The organism is Gracilibacillus marinus (assembly GCF_042651725.1).
Classification (GTDB): Bacteria; Bacillota; Bacilli; order Bacillales; family Amphibacillaceae; genus Gracilibacillus; species Gracilibacillus marinus.
The window spans coordinates 914,305-934,691 of sequence record NZ_JBHSDV010000001.1; the positions used below are offsets into that span (position 1 = coordinate 914,305).

The 20,387-nt window shown below is 34.9% G+C and carries 12 protein-coding genes and 1 pseudogene; 11 read left to right on the forward strand and 2 right to left on the reverse strand.

Translation table 11 applies throughout. From position 1 onward, the window contains the following. The first annotated feature begins 143 nt into the window (after positions 1-143). The 10 genes from ACFOZ1_RS04005 (at position 144) to ACFOZ1_RS04050 (ending at position 15,595) form a co-directional block, all read left to right on the forward strand. Positions 144-1,535, forward strand: coding sequence for a sucrose-specific PTS transporter subunit IIBC (locus tag ACFOZ1_RS04005; RefSeq protein WP_390196183.1), 1,392 nt, complete (start codon positions 144-146; stop codon positions 1,533-1,535). A 21-nt stretch (positions 1,536-1,556) separates the two neighbouring features. After that, positions 1,557-2,948: a glycoside hydrolase family 32 protein gene (locus tag ACFOZ1_RS04010; RefSeq protein WP_390196185.1), complete on the forward strand. Its 1,392-nt coding sequence runs from the start codon at positions 1,557-1,559 to the stop codon at positions 2,946-2,948. Between the two features lie 234 nt (positions 2,949-3,182). After that, positions 3,183-3,605: a DUF3237 family protein gene (locus ACFOZ1_RS04015; RefSeq protein ID WP_390196186.1), complete on the forward strand. Its 423-nt coding sequence runs from the start codon at positions 3,183-3,185 to the stop codon at positions 3,603-3,605. Positions 3,606-3,808: 203 nt separating this feature from the next. Further along, positions 3,809-6,151 carry a bifunctional diguanylate cyclase/phosphodiesterase gene (locus ACFOZ1_RS04020; protein WP_390196188.1) on the forward strand — a complete coding sequence of 781 codons (2,343 nt, stop codon included), beginning with the start codon at positions 3,809-3,811 and terminating at the stop codon, positions 6,149-6,151. Between the two features lie 180 nt (positions 6,152-6,331). Next, positions 6,332-10,015: a nitrate reductase subunit alpha gene (locus tag ACFOZ1_RS04025; protein ID WP_390196189.1), complete on the forward strand. Its 3,684-nt coding sequence runs from the start codon at positions 6,332-6,334 to the stop codon at positions 10,013-10,015. Then, a complete protein-coding gene (gene narH, locus ACFOZ1_RS04030) occupies positions 10,005-11,480 on the forward strand; it encodes a nitrate reductase subunit beta (RefSeq protein WP_390196192.1) in 1,476 nt (491 codons plus the stop codon). Before ACFOZ1_RS04025 ends, narH begins: the two co-directional genes overlap by 11 nt. A 116-nt stretch (positions 11,481-11,596) precedes the next feature. Further along, positions 11,597-12,226: a nitrate reductase molybdenum cofactor assembly chaperone gene (narJ, locus tag ACFOZ1_RS04035; RefSeq protein ID WP_390196195.1), complete on the forward strand. Its 630-nt coding sequence runs from the start codon at positions 11,597-11,599 to the stop codon at positions 12,224-12,226. Between the two features lie 14 nt (positions 12,227-12,240). Beyond that, on the forward strand, positions 12,241-12,930 hold the full coding sequence (gene narI / locus ACFOZ1_RS04040; protein WP_390196197.1) for a respiratory nitrate reductase subunit gamma: 690 nt from the start codon (positions 12,241-12,243) through the stop codon (positions 12,928-12,930). A 52-nt stretch (positions 12,931-12,982) separates the two neighbouring features. After that, entirely contained in the window at positions 12,983-14,428 is a 1,446-nt protein-coding gene (locus tag ACFOZ1_RS04045; RefSeq protein WP_390196200.1) for a tetratricopeptide repeat protein, read from the forward strand. Between the two features lie 597 nt (positions 14,429-15,025). Then, on the forward strand, positions 15,026-15,595 hold the full coding sequence (locus tag ACFOZ1_RS04050; RefSeq protein WP_390196203.1) for a biotin transporter BioY: 570 nt from the start codon (positions 15,026-15,028) through the stop codon (positions 15,593-15,595). Positions 15,596-15,953: 358 nt separating this feature from the next. Here the strand turns inward: ACFOZ1_RS04050 and ACFOZ1_RS04055 are convergent, their stop codons facing one another. After that, the gene (locus ACFOZ1_RS04055; RefSeq protein ID WP_390196206.1) at positions 15,954-16,817 is read right to left on the reverse strand and encodes an AraC family transcriptional regulator; all 864 of its coding nucleotides are present in this window, start codon (positions 16,815-16,817) and stop codon (positions 15,954-15,956) included. A 134-nt stretch (positions 16,818-16,951) separates the two neighbouring features. Between ACFOZ1_RS04055 and ACFOZ1_RS04060 the strand changes: the two genes are divergently transcribed. After that, on the forward strand, positions 16,952-19,222 hold the full coding sequence (locus ACFOZ1_RS04060) for a beta-L-arabinofuranosidase domain-containing protein (RefSeq protein ID WP_390196209.1): 2,271 nt from the start codon (positions 16,952-16,954) through the stop codon (positions 19,220-19,222). Positions 19,223-20,179: 957 nt separating this feature from the next. Here the strand turns inward: ACFOZ1_RS04060 and ACFOZ1_RS04065 are convergent. Continuing rightward, positions 20,180-20,263, reverse strand: a pseudogene (locus ACFOZ1_RS04065) (YjcZ family sporulation protein); the annotation flags it as partial. Positions 20,264-20,387: the final 124 nt, after the last annotated feature.

A 20,387-nucleotide genomic window follows, 5' to 3' on the forward strand; every position in this document is an offset into this window, starting at 1 on the left:
GAACGTGATGGAATCGATTCCATCCTGTTCATATTATTTAAATTCTGTATGGGAACGATTTCATTTTTTAGTTTGGGAATGGGGAAATGAAACAATTCTCTTGCTTATATGTGGAATCGATACCACAAGAGGAGGATAATAAAATGGCAACTAATCGAGAAATTGCTGAACAATTATTAGAGGCAGTCGGTGGCAAAGAAAATATTCATTCGATTGCTCATTGTGCGACACGCTTGAGAATTATCGTTAATGATCGCGAGAAAATTGATGAAGAGCGTGTAGAAGAACTAGACAAAGTAAAAGGAGCATTTTTTAACTCTGGCCAATATCAAGTGATTTTTGGGACTGGTACTGTTAATCGAATCTATGAAGAAACTGAAGCACTAGGTATCACTGGTTCATCTAAATCAGAGCTAAAAGAAGAATCAAAAAAACAAGGGAATAGCTTCCAACGTGCAATAAGAACATTTGGTGATGTATTTGTTCCTATCATTCCTGTCTTGGTAGCAACAGGATTATTTATGGGATTAAGAGGACTTATTACACAAGAACAAATATTAGCGATTTTTGGTCTTACTCCTGATGATATTTCAGCAAACTTCTTATTGTTCACAGAAGTACTGACAGATACTGCATTCGTCTTTTTACCAGCACTTGTTGCATGGTCAACATTCCGTGTATTTGGAGGAACACCGATTATTGGACTTGTACTAGGATTAATGCTTGTTTCACCATCATTGCCTAATGCTTGGGCAGTAGCTAGTGGTGATGCTAGTCCAATATATTTTCTAGACTTTATTCCTGTAATTGGGTATCAAGGATCTGTTTTACCAGCATTTATTGCAGGTTTAGTTGGTGCCAAAATTGAGCGTTTCTTCCGTAAACGTGTACCAGAAGCACTAGACCTTATTGTGACACCATTTATTGTCTTGCTTATTATGATTATCTTGTCATTATTTGCATTAGGACCGATTTTACATGTAGTAGAAAATTGGATTTTTGAAGGTACAAAATATTTGTTGGAAATGCCATTAGGGCTAAGTGGATTAATTATTGGATTCTTTAATCAAATTATTGTTATCACAGGTGTACATCATATCTTTAACTTTTTAGAAATACAATTATTAGAGAATTTAGGCTACAATCCATATAATCCAATTGTTACTGCTTCTATAGCAGCACAAGGAGGAGCGGCTTTAGCAGTTGGTGTAAAATCAAAACTGAAAAAAATGAAAGCTTTGGCGTATCCTTCTTCTTTATCTGCGTTTTTAGGTATTACAGAACCAGCAATTTTCGGTGTTAATTTACGTCACGGAAAACCGTTTATTTTTGGTTTAATTGGTGGAGGTGTTGGAGGTTTCTTAGGAGCAATCTTCCAATTAAAAGCAACAGGTATGGCAATTACTGTTATTCCGGGTACATTACTATACTTGAATAGTCAATTACCGTTATATTTACTTGTTAACATTGTTGCAATTGCTATCGCCTTTCTATTAACGTATTTCTTCGGATATAAAGATAAAGAAGAAAAGTAATAAAGGAATGTAGGTGAGTTTTTGGAAATATTTAATGAGGGACAATTAAAAAAACAACTAGAAAAAGTAGTAAGTACTAATCGTGAAATAGTAAAACAAGATATATATTATCCAAGCTATCATATTGCAGCTCCAGTTGGTTTAATTAATGATCCAAATGGGTGGATTCAATGGAATGGCGTCTATCATTTATTTTATCAATGGATGCCATTTCATACGGGGCATGGCGCAAAATTATGGGGGCATGTCACGTCGACTAATCTAGTAGATTGGAAAGAAGAACAACCTGCATTACTTCCAACAGAAGTGTATGACAAAGATGGCTGCTATTCTGGAAGCGCAATAGCATACAATAATAAACTCTATTTGTTTTACACTGGTAATGTAAAAAAAGATGGGAAGCGTGAGGCATACCAATGTATAGCTGTATCAGAAGATGGTATACATTTTGAGAAGCTAGGAGCCGTCATATCTGTACCTGAAGGATATACTGCACATTTTCGTGATCCAAAAGTGTGGCAATCTGGAGAAATGTTCTACTTAGTATTAGGTGCACAGAGACAAGACGAAATAGGGTGTGTTGTCTTATATCAATCGAATGATTTGTTGAATTGGGAGTTTGTTAATGAAATAGCAGGTGGTTACGGTTATATGTGGGAGTGTCCGGATTATTTTCAATTAGATAGTAGAGATGTTCTTATCTTTTCACCTCAAGGTTTAGAACAAGATGGGGAAAAAAATATGAACACATTTCAATCAGGCTATGCTTTTGGAAAGTGGCAGGAAGATAAGACACTCCAATTAGACTCCTTTATTGAGCTAGACAAAGGATTTGATTTTTATGCACCGCAAACTACATTAGATGAAAAAGGGCGAAGATTACTATTTGGTTGGATGGGTATGGCAGATGATGATGAGCAATACCATCCAACACATCAAAATAAATGGATTCATCAGTTAACAATACCGAGAGAGTTAGTTCTTAAAGGCGAGCAAATATATCAGCAGCCTGTTGCCGAAATGCAATTATTGCGAAAAGAAAAATTGTTAGATAATGAAATAATAGCCCATAAATATCGGTTTTCTCTACCGCGAACAGTAGAAATTTGTGCTTCTAATCAAAACAATGCTGATTTTACCATTTCTATATTTGGTATAATTACGATTGTTTATTCAGCTAAAAGTCAAAAAATCACAGTAAGTAGAAATACACTTAAGAATGGAGAAATTGAATTTCGCTATGGTACAGTAAAAAATCAGGTGGATGATTTTCATGTCTTTATCGATCAATCATCTCTTGAATTGTTTATTAACAACGGTGAAGTTGTCTTTTCAATGAGAATGTTTCCAGATGCGGATAATCATGTTGTAGAGTTTAATGGAAATCTAGTTGTATCAACATGGAAGTTATAAAATGTTAAAAATATAAGAAATGAGTAAATAGTCTGAACGACAAAATTGGTTGTTCAGGCTATTTGTATGGACTAATTTAAGTTTCGAACGAGTAAATGCTCGCTCTAAATGATGTTTCGTGAGAAAATAACTGTATATTTAAGAACAAGAAAAGAATTGTTTGCTACAACGAACAAATAACTGATTTTACATAAAACATACTTCAAAAAAAGGAAAAAGGATGTGCTAAATACATTGAATAACAAAGTAATGGAAGTAACGGTGAGATGCGCAGAACCACTCGAAGTTGGAGAGACTCCAAAAGGCTATCTAAGAGTAATTCCAATCATTGGGGGGACATTTGAAGGGCCTAGATTAAAGGGGAAAGTAATACCTGGTGGAGCAGACTGGAATATGACTAGGGAAGATGGTGTAGCAGAAGTATTTGCCAAATACACCATCGAAACAGATGATGGTGTTCTCATATCTGTCACGAATGAAGGGACAATCAAACCAAATGGAGAACGTATCATAACAAAGCCAACATTTCTTGTTGCAATAGGCAAATATGATTGGCTAAATGATGAAATCTTCATTGGTACTCTAGACCCACTTCCGACATCTGAAGGTATTGTGGTGAAATTAAGTTTTTATCATGGTGGAGCAGTACTTGAATAAGATATTTCAAAGTAGTCATCATCATTGTTTTATAAAAAGAGGATATTCATAAATAAAGTGACAATGTGAATTTTTTAATCCACTTCACAACTTTTTAACTATCAAAATATGACAATATGTGATTAAATATATAGGTAGGATGTCATGTAAATAAATTAACTTTTTGAACAATCATAAAATACACAACTAAGGATGGAAAAATCTTGTTACATTTCTTACATACAAATCACAATTTTATTTATGTTATTCTTTCCTTTATTATCGCAGCAATTGCATCATATGCATCGATTGAATTAGCAAGACAAATAGATGACTCCAATGGAAGAGTAAAGCGTGTATGGTTATTACTAGGTGGTTTATCACTAGGTATAGGCATTTGGTCGATGCATTTTATTGCAATGATTTCTTATCAATTTGAGACAAAAGTATATTATGATATTTGGTATGTGACCTTATCAATAATATTCGCGATAATAGCGTGTGTGATTGGTTATTATTTTATTACATATTTACAAAGAAATACTGTTACATTTATTCTTTCTGGTTCGCTAATGGGGATTGGGATTGGACTTATGCACTATGTTGGAATGACTGCAATTCAAGGTGTAGAGATTACGTATGACGATATGCTTGTATTTTTATCTGTAATTATTGCCATCATTGCATCAATGACAGCACTTCTTATTGGATTTGTATTACCAGGTAAAACACAAACATTTTCTAAATATCGAAAAGTTAGTTTTTCTATCATCATGGCAATTGCCATCTCTAGTATGCATTATACTGGAATGGCTGCAGCTCATTTCGATTATAATGAGAAAAATATTTTAAATGCAGTAAATTTAGTAGACATCGATGTATTTAAATGGATTGTTATCATCACTACATTTACCTTGTTCTTTGTTGTATTTTTTCTCATATTTTATTATAAATTGATGAAAAATACATTAGATTTGCAAGATACATTAATTAATTCTAGTGAAGTAGGGATTGTATTAACAGATTCTATGAATAAGATGATTAGATACAATCACGAATTTGCTAATTTAATGAAACAATTACAGATTAGTTTAACGAGTGAGTGGCTACATATGACGATCCCATTTGCGATTACGGAACTAAAAGCCTTTGATGTGACAGAGATTGATTATCGTCACCTCTATTTAGAAGTGACGAAAGTACCAGTGCAAGCAGATGATGAGAAACAATATTTGTGGTATTTTAGGGATATAACAGAGAAAAAGGAAAAAGATGCAATGATTCATCGTCTTGCATATTATAATGAAATTACTCATTTACCAAATAGTAATATGTTAGAGAAACAATTAAATCATTGGCAAGAGAATCATATAAATGATCTGACATGTATTTATATAAGGGTAGATAGATTACGCTTTTCACTTGGATCCACATTTGTTGACGAAAGAGAAGAGTTTATTAGAAAAGTTGCTTTGTTGTTAAGAGTGAAGATCACAAGTCAAGAATATTTATTTCATTATGATGATCAAGTCATTGTTATCTTTGTGCTTAAAAGTAACAAAAATTATGTACATACATTACTTGAACATTTGCTTGCACAATTGTCCCAATCTGTTCAAATTAAAAATACGTCATATAATCTAACATTTAATATTGGTATAAGTAAATATCCAGAAGATACCACTAATTTACAATCTATTGTGAATTACGCAAGTCTAGCAAGCTTGGAGTCTAGTAAATTAAGTAGAAATAATTATATGTATTTTGAAAAAACAATTTTAGATAAAATGAATCGAAAAGTGTTGCTTGATCAAGCAATGACCATAGCACTTAATCAGGATGAATTTTATTTGGTGTATCAACCAATAATTTGTACAAGAACAGATAAAGTAGCTAGTGTGGAAGTGCTATTAAGATGGAATAGTCCAGAATTTGGATTTATTTCACCAGCTGAGTTTATTCCGATTGCAGAGGAAACAGGATTTATTAACAGAATTGGAAAATGGGTATTAGAGAAGGCATGTATGCAATGGACAGAGTGGAAAGAACAAGGGAAGCCGCTTGTTCACATTGCAATTAATGTATCCGCAATCCAATTAGCCAACCACCAATTTATTGAGATGATTGAAGAAGTGTGTAATCAGACAGGAATGGATCCTACTTATTTGGAATTAGAAATTACAGAATCGTCTTCACTCAATTATCATGAATCATTACATATGAAATTAAATCGTTTATCAGAAATGGGAATTGGCTTATCTTTAGACGATTTTGGAACAGGTTATTCGTCATTTGAACATTTAAAAGAATTAGCTGTTCATAAATTAAAGATTGATCGTTCATTTATCTTTGGTTTACTAGAGGACTCGAATCAAGAAGCAATACTTAGATCGATTATTCAATTAGGCCACAATTTGAAGAAAGATGTGTTAATGGAAGGTGTCGAACAAGTAGCAGAAGTAGAATGGTTGAAAAAGAATCATTGTGACTATATTCAAGGCTATTACTACGCTAAACCGTTAGAAGCAATGGAAGTAATGGAATATATAATACGGACAAACCAGTGAGGGAAATTCTTGCTGGTTTTTTTTATACTTTTTATATTCAAAAGTATAAAAAAACACTAGAAAACATTGGTATTGTTAGCCCATTCGCCTTTTTGGTGTGATGTTGTTCACAACATAGAGAAGTCTCTCGTGATTAAATGAACATATAAACATCAGATTGGGAACATGGAGGGATCAAGAATGCCAAAGAAAAAATCCCCAATATGGCAAAGAATGAATTATCTAAAACCAAAAGAAAAATATGCGAATAATCACAGTCAATTACAAGAAGGAGACCGTGATTGGGAAAATGTCTATCGCCGAAGATGGCAACATGATAAAGTGATTCGTTCCACGCACGGAGTGAATTGTACTGGTTCATGTAGTTGGAATATTTATGTAAAAGATGGCATTGTAACATGGGAAGGACAAGCGGTAGATTATCCGTCAACAGGCCCTGATATGCCAGATTTTGAACCACGTGGTTGCCCAAGAGGTGCGAGCTTCTCTTGGTATATTTATAGTCCATTACGTGTGAAATATCCATATGTAAGAAAAAAATTATTGCACTTATGGCGTGAAGCATTAGAGCAACATGAGACTCCTCTTGATGCATGGAAAAGTATTGTAGAAGACAAAGAAAAATCAAATAGCTATAAACAAGCACGAGGTAAGGGTGGTCTTGTTCGGTCAAGTTGGGAAGAAGTCACACAATTAGTTGCGGCATCTGTTCTTTATACAACAAAAACATATGGTGCAGATCGAAATATTGGATTCTCACCAATTCCTGCGATGTCGATGGTAAGCCACGCTGCAGGGAGTCGTTTTATGTCACTTATCGGTGGACCAATGTTAAGTTTCTATGATTGGTATGCAGATTTACCACCAGCATCTCCGCAAATTTGGGGAGATCAGACAGATGTGCCTGAAAGTTCTGATTGGTACAATTCAGGATATATTATGACATGGGGTTCGAATGTACCACTTACTCGTACACCAGATGCTCATTTCCTTGCAGAAGCACGTTACAAAGGAACAAAAGTAGTATCCGTAAGTCCAGATTATGCAGAATCTACAAAGTTTTCAGATGATTGGATGTCTGTAAAGCAAGGTTCAGACGGTGCCCTTGCAATGGCAATGGGTCATGTTATTTTAAATGAATTTTATCAAAAACAATCTACTCCATATTTTGATAACTATGCAAAAACATATACGGATTTTCCTTTTACTGTTTTGTTAAAACAAAAAGGCGATAAATTAGTTGCAGATCGATTCTTACAAGCAAAAGACTTAGCAATAGAAACAACGAATAGTGAATGGAAGCCATTAATGTACAACAAAGCAACAAATGATTTTGCTATCCCACAAGGAACAATGGGATCAAGATGGGATAAGAATGGCAAATGGAATTTGAAATTAAAAGACGAACGTGATGGACACGAAATTGAACCAGTCTTAGGATTTTTAGGTATGGAAGATGTTGTGAAAACAGTCGATATTGCCTACTTTGATGCAGAGACTCGTTCGACAATGAAACGTAACGTTCCTGCGAAAAAAATCGAAATAAACGGAAAAACAGAATATGTTACAACTGTTTATGATTTGATGCTAGCGAATTATGGTATCGATAGAGGTATTGGTGGAGATGTAGGTAAATCGTATGATGATATTGCAGCATTTACTCCAGCATGGCAAGAAAAAATTACAGGTGTAGATCGCGAATTAGTGATCAAAATCGCACGAGAATTTGCTCAAAATGCGATTGATACAAATGGTCGCTCTATGATTATTGTAGGTGCTGGTATTAACCACTGGTTCCATTCAGATGCGATTTATCGTGCAGTTGTGAACTTAGTTATTATGGTTGGTGCACAAGGTGTCAATGGTGGTGGTTGGGCGCATTATGTTGGCCAAGAAAAATTACGTCCTGCTGAAGGTTGGAACACCATTGCAACAGCGAAGGATTGGCAAGGACCACCTAAGTTACAGAATGGTACATCATTCTTCTATTTTGCGACAGACCAATGGCGTTATGAAGAAACATCGATTAATGAGTTGACTGCAAAAACTGTCGATAAGGCAAGATATGATCATCCAGCAGACTATAATGTGCTGGCTGCACGACTAGGTTGGTTACCATCTTATCCGACATTTAGTAAAAACGGTATTGATGTGTATAATGAAGCAGTTCAAGCAGGGAATCAAACAGTAGAAGCTATTGGGAATTATGTAGCAGACAAATTGAAAAAACGAGAACTTGAATTTTCGATAGAAGATCCAGATAATCCAGTGAATTATCCTAGAACATTATTTGTATGGCGTGCCAATTTAATTTCTAGTTCAGGTAAAGGTCACGAGTATTTCTTAAAACACTTACTAGGAGCAAGTCACGGTTTACTAAATGATGATTCAGATAGTTTACGTCCATCAGAAATTAAATGGCGTGACGAAGCACCTGAAGGTAAGTTGGATTTATTAGTGGATTTAGACTTCCGAATGGCAGGTACTGGATTATATTCTGATGTGATTTTACCTGCTTCTACATGGTATGAAAAACATGATTTATCTAGTACAGATATGCACCCATTTGTTCACCCATTTAATCCAGCAATTTCTTCACCTTGGGAAGCAAAGTCTGATTGGGATATTTTTAAAGCATTAGCGAAAGGTATATCTGATTTAGCAGAAGAATTAGATATGGAAGAAATTAAAGAAGTAGTTACAAGTCCACTACTACATGATACGCCACAGGAAATTGCTCAACCTTTAGGTGAAATTCAAGATTGGTCTAAAGGAGATTGCGAACCGATTCCTGGTAAAACAATGCCGAACGTACATGTTGTTGCGAGAGATTATAAGCTTATATATAAGAAATTCACTTCACTTGGACCAAATATTGCCACAAATCCATATGGTGGAAAAGGGATTAGTTGGTCAATGGAAAAAGAATACGAAGAAGCAAAACATGCACTTGGAGTGGTAGAGGATGAGGGGATTTCTAAAGGATTGCCTAATATTACAGATGCACGTACAGCATGTGAAGCCATATTACGTATGTCTTCAACGACAAATGGCAAGCTTGCAGTGAAAGCATGGGAAGCATTAGAAAAACAAACAGATTTAGAATTACGTGATTTAGCAGAAGAGCGTGAAGAAGAATTGTTTACATTTGAACAAATAAATGCGCAACCAAAGACTGTTATTACATCACCTGCATTTAGTGGTTCAGAGAAAGGTGGTAGACGATATTCACCATTTACAACGAATATTGAACGCTTGATTCCGTTTCGGACAATTACTGGTAGACAATCTTATTTCTTAGATCATGAGATGATGAAGGAATTTGGTGAAGAGATGGCAACATTTAAGCCGATGCTTCACCACACACCATTTAAGAAAGACCGTCCACCTGTGAAAGGGAAAGAAATCACATTAAATTATTTAACACCACACAATAAGTGGTCGATTCACAGTATGTATTATGATGCACAACCAATGTTAACGTTATTCCGTGGTGGACCAACAATTTGGTTGAATAAAGATGATGCAGAAGAAGCAGGTATTGAAGATAATGATTGGATTGAATGTTTCAATAGAAATGGTGTTGTAGTAGCGAGAGCAGTTGTTTCACACAGAATTCCTAGAACAATGGCATTTATGCACCATGCGCAAGACCGTCATATTCACGTACCTGGTACTAATTTAACGAAAAACCGTGGAGGTACACATAATAGTCCAACTAAAATCCATATGAAACCAACTCATATGATAGGTGGATACGCACAATTAAGTTATGGATTTAACTATTATGGTCCAACAGGTAATCAACGAGACTTACATGTTGTCATCCGCAAACTAGAGGAGGTTGATTGGCTTGAAGATTAAAGCACAAATAGGGATGGTCATGAATTTAGATAAATGTATTGGCTGTCATACGTGTAGTGTTACATGTAAAAACACCTGGACAAATCGTCCAGGTGCAGAATATATGTATTTTAACAACGTAGAGACAAAGCCAGGTATTGGTTATCCAAAACGTTGGGAAGATCAAGATCATTACAAAGGTGGTTGGGAATTAGATAAACAAGGAGAATTACGTTTGAAATCTGGATCTAGAACAAAACGTTTGATGAACCTTTTTTACAACCCTTATCAACCAACAATTGATGATTATTATGAGCCATGGAATTATGATTACGAAAAATTAACAAATAGTGCGGAAAGAAAGCACCAACCAGTAGCACGAGCAAAATCTGCTATTACTGGTGAGTTTATGGATTTAGAATGGGGACCAAACTGGGAAGATGATTTAGCAGGTGGTCACATTACTGGATTACGTGATCCGAACGTAGAGCAAATGGAAGAGTCCATTAAGACAGAGTTTGAAGATGTATTTATGATGTATCTACCACGTATTTGCGAACACTGTATTAATGCGCCATGTGTATCTTCTTGTCCGTCTGGTGCAATGTACAAACGTGATGAAGATGGTATCGTATTAGTTGATCAGAATGCTTGTCGTGCATGGCGTCATTGTGTGACATCATGTCCATACAAAAAAGTATATTTCAACTGGAAAACAAATAAAGCGGAAAAATGTACGATGTGTTATCCGCGTATTGAAAATGGTCAACCAACGATTTGTTCAGAAACATGTGTTGGTCGTATTCGTTACATTGGTGTGATGTTATATGATGCAGATCGTGTATTAGAAGCCGCTTCCGTAGAAGACGAACAGAAATTATATGAAGAACAATTAAAAATATTCTTAGATCCAAAAGATCCAGAAGTTATCAAACAAGCGAAGAAAGATGGTATTCATGATGATTGGATCGAAGCAGCACAACAATCACCAATTTACCGAATGATTATTGATTGGAAGATTGCATTACCATTACACCCAGAATATCGTACAATGCCAATGGTTTGGTATATTCCACCACTTAGTCCTGTTATGAATGTAATTGAAGGAAAAGGTAGTGTAGCAGACGTAGACGATATTTTCCCTGCAATTGATGATATGCGAATACCGATTGAATATTTAGCGAATTTATTAACAGCAGGTAATCAAGAACACATTCGAACAGTGTTGAAGAAAATGGCTGTAATGAGAAGTTTTATGCGTGCAGAAACAACAGGAAGAGACTTTGATGAATCTATCATGCATGAACTTGGACTGGATAAAGAAGAAACAAGAAAAATGTACCGATTATTAGCAATCGCTAAATATAATGACAGATTCGTTATTCCAAAAAGCCATAAAGAAGAAGTTCGTGACTTGTATGATGATCAAGGCGCGTGTGGCCTAGACTTTGCAGGCGGTCCAGGAAGTTGTGGTGTATTGTCTTAATAATAGAGAAGGTGCTCAGATAATCTCTGAGTACTGGAACTATTTAAACAAAAGGAACGAATCAATGATATCAGCATGTTAGCAACTTCATACTGCTGATAGAGGAGAGGATTAACATGAAAGAAGAAACAATGACATCCACATACCAACTAATTAGTTTTTTACTTGCATATCCGACAGAAGAGCATGTAGATGCAATGGAAGATATGACTGGATTTCTTCAAGAAATAGGCGAAAAATCGATTAAGAAACCATTCGAAGATTTTCACCAAATCATTACAAATTGGTCGAAAGAAGAATGGATTGAACACTATATCGAAGTATTTGATTTTGGAAAAACTTCGAACTTGTATATGACGTATTTAAAATTAGGCGAACAAAAAGAACGAGGCTTAGAACTGCTGCGTTTAAAGAAATATTACGAAGCACAAGGATATGATGTGACAGATAAAGAATTACCAGATTATTTACCAATTATGCTCGAATTCTGTTCACAAGTAACCAAAGAAGTAAGAGTAGATTTATTAGAAAAATACACACTCGCAATTGTTGAAACAACTCAAAAACTAACAGAATTAAAAAGTAGTTACGCAAATATATTACAAGCATTACTTGCATTGATGAAACATGAAGGTATCGAAGTAGATGACAAAACTCAACTATACCAAGAAAAGCCATTGTCACTAGAAGATGCAAGGATTATGCAACAAATGAGAGACCAGCTGATCCGTAATCAGTTAGGCTAGAAAGGAAGATGGAAATGAATAACTCAGTAGATTGGTTTCTATGGGGCATCCTTCCATATATTGTTTTAACTATATTTATTGGTGGACATATTTACAGATATCAAAAAGATCAATTTGGTTGGTCATCAAAATCAAGTGAATTTTTAGAGAAAAAACACCTGCGTATTGGTTCTACCTTATTTCATTGGGGAATGTTATTCGTTTTAGGTGGGCATTTTCTTGGGATTTTAGTTCCAGTCGGTGTATACAATACGTTAGGTGTGACAGAACACCAATATCATATCATTGCATTAGTTTTTGGTATTCCAGCAGGGATCGCTGCAGTGATTGGACTTGCATTACTTTGTTACCGCCGCTTGTCAGTCAAGCGTATTATGAAAACAACATCAAAAGGGGACTGGGCAGTATTGTTTTTCTTAATGATTGTTGTGTTAACAGGTTTATCAGCAACGTTTCTTAATCTAGATGCACATGGATTTGATTATAGAACAACGATTGCACCATGGTTTAGAGGATTATTTATTTTCCGAATTGAACCACATCTAATGGCAGATGTACCTGTTTGGTTTAAAATACATTTACTTGCTAATTATGCATTTGCGTCAATTTGGCCATTTACAAGAATGGTACATGTATTTAGCTTCCCAGTGCGTTACTTATCAAGAAGCTATGTCATCTACAAAAAACAAGTTAGAAAAGCTTAACAGATATAGATTAGTACAGATAGAAATGAATATAAAAAAGGTGTGATGAGAAATGGAATGGAAGCAAAAAGCGAAAGAAACAATCATGAAAATTCAGCAAGGGAAAAGACAAGAGGTCATTCGTGATATTGTAGCGATAGAGGAACAATTAAAGAAAATTGAGGAATTGTCAACGCTTGAGCTTCTATTTCTTCATTATACTGCAGGTCTTTTTTATAAAGAAGAAAAGAACTATGCGCTCGCTTCGCATCATTTTCAACAAACGATGAAATACCGTCCAAAAGATAAAGAAACAGAACAGTTATATATTCAAGCACATTTGTCTTTTGCGACATTAGATGAGTCCACGAATCAGTTGAAAGAAGCGAAGATGACGCTTGCACGTTTGTTACAATACTTAGAGAAACATCAATTCGATGAGCGAATCATTGCAAAAGTGTATCAGAAAATAGGCTGGCTTTTTTATAAAGAAGATGAATTACACCAAGCGCATACGCAATTAGAACAAGCAAAACAATTATTAGAAAAATCATGTAAAAAGACAGATCCTGAGATGTTACAATTGCTAGATAAGTTAGCAGAGATTTATATCGCGTTAGAACAACCTGAAAAAGCTGTTGCACTATTTACAAATATAGTGGATGCTTCAATATCAAAAGAAGCATGTGCTACAATCAAAATAAAAATTGGTGAATTGAATTTTCATATTGATTTGCGAATCGCAAGAAAGACAATCATTGAAGCAATTGAATTAGTTGATGAAACACACCCTATTTATTTACGTGGCAATATGTTGTTGGCAGAAATAGAAGAGAATATCGTTGCATATCCACGTGCTGTAAAGTATTACAAAAGAGCATTTGATCATGTAGTCCAAACACATGAGAAAACACACTTTTTACACGTTTTCTTATTGTCGAAATTAGGTACCATACATTTAAAAATGGGTGAATTAGACAAAGCTCAATCTTATTTAGAAGATGGCTTACCATATGCAAAAGCATACGAAAAAATCGAAATGCAATATTTCTATGCTTTAGGCAAGATTTATTCTGATAAAGAATTATATGATAAAGCTTTTGATATGTATACGAACTTCTTATTTGGCTTAGAGCAAGAAGAAAAAACAAATACACTTGCATATGGAAATACATTACAAGCATTAGCGTATAACTATTTAAGACAAGAAGAAATGCAATTAGCATTAGCTAGATACAGTGAAGCTTTACAAATATACAGTAAGCTTGGATCCAATTGTCGAAATGAAAAAGGCTTAGCTGCAATTCGCTTAGGCTATTGTTATGAGCAATTAGAGGAACTAGAAAAAGCAGAAGACATGTACAAACAAGGGATTGCTGACATTGAACGAGCAAAAGATGCTGACTTAATGGAAGAAGCTTATATGGCAATCATTACTTTTTACCAAAAGACCAATCAATTAAGTAAATTACCATTGTATGAAAATAAAATAGTGAAATTGCAAAAACAAAGTATATGAAGAATGTCTTTATCACAATCTATGACGGAGGTGATAAAGATGGGCAAAGAAAGGAAACAGCGTAAAGGAAAAAACAAGCAGCAACTGAATGGCATGAAAGAAACAGAGCAACAAGTTAAACGAAGCTATATGGAAGGCAATAACAGTAAGTAATAGAGATTGAGATATAACTATTATTTTCATACTAAACACGTGTATGATTTTGGAGATAAAAAGATGATGCTTCGCCAATGAGTAATGTGTAATCAATTATGTGCGTATAACTCGCTCCGGCTTGCCCACTCCCCTTTCCATGGGCTTTTTCCTTCAGCTAACTTTTCTAAGCACAGACCGCTTGGAAAAGTGGATCTTCAGGAAAAAGAATCCCATGGGAGTGGGATTGTGCGCCTGCGCTTAGTAAAGTTCTATAATCCAAACGATTCGATAAGTAAATTTCGAGTCGTTTGGGTTTTTCTAATGGAAGAATTCTTTTGATATAATCTCTTTTTTAATAAAAGTAATTGTTGATTTTTCATTTTTTATATGTTAACTTATTTATTGTCTAGTTAACGTTAACTAAATATTAATAAGGTTTACATAAGAGTGGAGGAGAATTTTTTGCAATCATCAAAATTACGTTCGATTATTTTAGCAAGTATTTTCGCAGCAATTACAGCAATATTAGCTCAAGTGCAATTTCAAGCATTCATGATTCCGTTTAGTGGACAAACATTAGCAGTAGGTTTAGCAGCAACGATTCTAGGGAGTCGTTTAGGAACATTGTCGATGATTTGTTATATGTTACTCGGATTGATTGGCGCTCCTGTATTTGCAGGTTTTTCTTCAGGGTTACAAGCAATTATAGGACCATCGGGTGGATATATTATTGGATTTATTGCAACAGCATTTGTTACAGGACTTATTTTAGAAAAAACTGCTTTTACATTTAAAATGGCAGTTGTAGCGAATATAGTAGGAATGATAGTTACATTAGTATTTGGGACAATCCAACTAAAGTATGTTGCAGAATTGCCATGGTCACTTGCTATTGCGAATGGAGTAACACCATTTATTATTGTTGGTATTATCAAAGCATTGCTCGCAAGTTGGCTTGGAATTGTCGTACGTCATCGTTTAGTAAAAGCAAGATTACTACATACAGAAACGCCAAAAGCATCAGCAGCTTAAAAGAGAGATTGGAACAAAAGAATTCTTTGATTAAACAAATCCAAATGATTCGAAAGCTGTTTACCGAATCGTTTGGATTTTGTGCGTATTTAGAAGGAAAGTGAGATGTAGTTTTATCTGGCAATTTTGAGCTTAGCTATGTGCGTTGCAACCGCTTCGGCTTGTCCGCTTTGTTGTACTCTACAATTAATGTAATTATAAAAATTCGATATCGATTATGATTGTGTATATTTAGATTACTTATCATTATAACAATATTCGTAATAAACCAAAGAGTCAACGCTTGGACGAAGCGGTTTATATGCGCACAAATCATTTGATAAGTTCGAACTAAAGTAGTATCTTATCATTTTTTTGCTTACTTTCGATAACTTTGTTGCACATAAGCAATTGGGGCCATACCTGTCACTTTTTTGAATACACGACTAAAATAAAATGGATTAGTAAAGCCGAGCTGATCGCTAACTTCCGATACATTATATTTTCCTTGTTTAAATAATTGTATGGCTTGTTCAATCATTAATTCATTTTGATAGTGCACAATCGATTTGCCTGTATATTTTTTAAATAGAGAAGACAAATAGGAATAATTCATCCCTATTTTAGCCTCAATCTCCTCGCTTGATAGTTTCTTACCTTTCTGTTCATGAAATAATTCTATTAACAATCCTACGATTCTATGTTTTTTAGAATAGGTTGTTTCTTTGCTATGTGAGTATAGTTCCATAAACATCTCATATACTTGGATGCTTGTGAATAATGCTCGTAATGGATGGGAAGATTCATATTGAACTAAAATATCCTTTAGCTTTTTTGCGAGATACAATGATTGGTTTACCTTGCCGTACTTAGGTAAAGATAATTTTTTTTGATAAAAATCAAGCGGAAAGAGAGAAGTTTGGCCATACATTGAAAATTCTTCCGGCTCTTTTGTTAATTCTTTAGTAAAAAAGTGAATATAATACCACTCTGACCCTTTTTGATACAAATCGCGTCCATAGTGATGCACATTTTTCTTTAAAAATAAATATTCTCCCTTTTTTAAATCATACAATTGTTCGTCTTCGATAATTTGTAATTTACCCTCCATAACGTATACAAATACATGTAACTCTGGCATGACACGATTAGGATGTCGCATCACACCATCTATATCTTCCATATAACCAATTTCATTAATAAATGGTATCGACATTGTATCGAGTTCTAAAGTGTGTTTCACATCATCACCTCATACAATTTCCAGTATATAAAACTAAAAAAAAGATAGGTATTCTATTAATTAGTTAATGTACATTACTTATATAATAGTAGATACTAAGTAATATAGCAATTTATAAGTGGAGGGATGATAGTATGAGTGAAACAAAATTATTACATGGTTTATTTCAAACATCACAAGAAAAAGGAAAAGAATACTTGTTATATTTAGATGTAGATCGTTTAATTGCACCTTGTTATATAGCAGCAGGTAAAGAGCCAAAGAAAGAACGATACGGAGGATGGGAAAGTACACCAATAGCTGGTCATTCCATCGGTCACTGGTTAAGTGCTGCGGCAACAATGTATGCAGTGACAAAGGATGTTGAGTTAAAAGAGAAACTGAATTATGCGTTAGATGAACTGCAGTATGTCCAATCATTGGATAAAGATGGCTATATCAGTGGTTTTTCACGCGAATGCTTTGACAAAGTGTTTACTGGTGAATTTGAAGTGGAAAATTTCAGTTTAACAGGATCATGGGTCCCGTGGTATTCGATTCATAAAATATATGCAGGGTTAATTGATGTCTATCGTCTATTAGAGGATGAACGTGCATTAACGATTGTGAAGAAAATGGCAGATTGGGCATATGAAGGTCTTTCTAATTTAACGTATGATGCATTCCAAAAGATGCTAACATGTGAACATGGTGGGATGAATGAGGTATTTGCGGATTTATATCTAATCACAAATGACAACAGGTATTTGGAATTAGCGGAGAAGTTTTACCATGAAGCAATATTAGAACCGTTAGCAATCGGAGAAGATGACCTAGAAGGAAAACATGCCAATACTCAAATTCCAAAAGTCATCGGATGTGCGAAATTATATACAATTACTGGAAAAGAAAAGTACAAGCATATCGCTACATTTTTCTGGAATCAAGTCGTTAAGTATCGAACATATGCGATTGGTGGCAATAGTATACGTGAGCATTTCGGCCAAGAAAATGAAGAAGAGTTAGGTGTGTTAACAACAGAAACATGTAATACGTACAATATGTTGAAATTGACAGAAATCATATTTAGATGGGATCCAAATAGTATATATTATGATTTTTACGAAAAAGCACTCTATAATCATATTCTCGCATCCCAAGATCCGGATTCTGGAATGAAGACATATTTTGTTTCGTCAGAACCAGGCCATTTTAAAGTATATAATTCAAAGGACAATTCTTTTTGGTGTTGTACTGGAACAGGTATGGAAAATCCCGCTCGTTACAACCGAAGTATTTTTGAAGAAATGGATGACCGTTTTTATGTACATTTATTCATTGCAGCAGCATACAAGTCAAATGACACTGCGATAAAACAAGAAACTCTATTTCCTTATCGTAACGAAACAGTGCTTACAATTGATAAAATTCCAGCATCGAAGGCGATCTATATCCGTAATCCTTACTGGCAAAAAGGTGCGCTTACTATTCGTATCAACGGTGAGATAGTAGATGCAGAAGAGGAGAATGGATATGTAAAATTAACGAATGGATTCCAAAAAGGGGATGTAGTATCGATTCGTTTTACAATTGGCTTACATCTATATCAAGCAAAAGATGATGTGAAGAAACAAGTAGTGATGTATGGTCCACTAGTATTAGCTGGTGCGTTAGGACGAGAGAATTTCCCTGAGACAGACATTTTAGATGATCATCAAGAACTAAATAATCATCCTCTCATTGAAGTGCCAACAATTGTGACAAATGAATCGGATGTGAATAATTGGGTAGCGCTCATAGATGAAGAGAATCTTATTTTTGAAACGAGTGCGATAGGACAGCCTGGAAATCAAAAAGTCACATTAAAGCCATTTTATGCGGTACATCATGAACGTTACACGATTTATTTTAATGTGATGAAAGAGGAAAATTACCATCATTTTGTTGATAAAGAAAAAGAATTACGTGATCGATTACAAAGAATTACAGTAGATGTTGTCACACCACATGAGCAACAACCAGAAGTGGATCATCAGATGAAAACAAGTAAGTCTACATCAGGTTATTTTAATGTCGTTCATAGAGGGTATCGCGATGCACGAGATGGTGGATTCTTCAGTTATGAAATAGCTGTGAAATCATCAGAACAAATGTATCTTGCGGTTACTTATTTTGGTGGCGATATTCCAATGCATATCGATGGAAAAAGAATGGAACGTGATTTTGATATTTTCGTCAATGATCAATTGCTAGCACATCAACTATTAGATAATAATAAACCTGGTAAGTTGTTTACAAATGTGCATCCAATACCGATGGAATGGTATGAAAAGCAATCCAACGTAACAGTAAGATTCCAAGCACAAGAAGGAACCATTGCCGGTGGAGTATATGAAGTAAGAATGATTAATGAAAATCAAATATAATGGAGTATAAGGCATAGCTATAGTTTTGCTTATAAAAGTTGATTTGACATAGAATTAACTAGTAAGTCTGAAATAAATGGTGTGCGTATAACCCGCTCCGGCTTGCCCACTCCCCTTTCCATGGGCTTTTTCCTTCAACTAACTTTTCCAAGCATAGACCGCTTGGAAAAGTGGATTTTCAGGAAAAAGAATCCCATAGGAGTGGGAGTGGGCGCCTGCGCTTAGTGAGGTTCTACAATGTTTGGAAGTGCATGTATAGTGGATTTTAACAGACAGTATATTAATTAATAAAACAGTTAAAAACATAACGGTTGTTTTGCTATAAACAATATATGACATCACTTTTATTGATGAGTTTGAAACGATTGATGTGCGTATAATCCGCTTCGGCTTGTCCACTCCCCTTTCCATGGGCTTTTTCCTTCAACTAACTTTTCCAAGCACAGACCGCTTGGAAAAGTGGATTTTCAGGAAAAAGGATTCCATAGGAGTGGGAGTGGGCGCCTATGCTCTATGAAGTTCTACAATGTTTGGAAGTGCTTATATTTTGATTTGTTACGAATAAACACTTGTTTGGTTCATCATGATACGTAATCTAAAGACAAAATTATAATCAATATGGAATAAAGCCAACGATTTTATAATTACAGTAATTGTAGAGTTATAAATTAGCGCAGGTGTCCGTTTCCACTCCTGTGGGATGTTTTTTCCCTAAGATCCACTTTTTTAGCGCCCTTTGCTTAAAAAGTTAGCTTAAGGGAAAAACCCACGGAAAGGGAAACGGACAAGCCGGAGCGTTTGTTAAGCACATATAAAAGCTCAAAGTTACAAAATAGAGACATCCAATACGCACAAAATCCAAACGACTCGGAAAATAGCTTTCGAATCGTTTGGATATTTGTAATTAAGGAATTCTCTTGTCACAGTTTTTTAAATCAATGGTATATTGTTGTTAGATTAGCTGTAATAAGAAGCACCAACAATGATTAATAAGATGAAAAGAACAACGATTAAAGCAAATCCACCACCGTAACCATAGCTAGGATAACCGTAACCACTGCCATACCCTCCACATGGATTGCATCCGCCGTAGTAGCTCATTCATTTCAACCTCCTTCTGTATTATCACTATATAATGTATGTGAAATGTACCAAACTGTTAGGG

Excerpts from the sequence above, each read along its gene's own strand:
- narI (WP_390196197.1), top strand. The coding sequence starts at position 12,241 with ATGAATAACTCAGTAGATTGGTTTCTATGGGGCATCCTTCCATATATT.
- ACFOZ1_RS04005 (WP_390196183.1), top strand. The coding sequence starts at position 144 with ATGGCAACTAATCGAGAAATTGCTGAACAATTATTAGAGGCAGTCGGT.
- ACFOZ1_RS04025 (WP_390196189.1), top strand. The coding sequence starts at position 6,332 with ATGCCAAAGAAAAAATCCCCAATATGGCAAAGAATGAATTATCTAAAA.
- narJ (WP_390196195.1), top strand. The coding sequence starts at position 11,597 with ATGAAAGAAGAAACAATGACATCCACATACCAACTAATTAGTTTTTTA.
- ACFOZ1_RS04060 (WP_390196209.1), top strand. The coding sequence starts at position 16,952 with ATGAGTGAAACAAAATTATTACATGGTTTATTTCAAACATCACAAGAA.
- ACFOZ1_RS04045 (WP_390196200.1), top strand. The coding sequence starts at position 12,983 with ATGGAATGGAAGCAAAAAGCGAAAGAAACAATCATGAAAATTCAGCAA.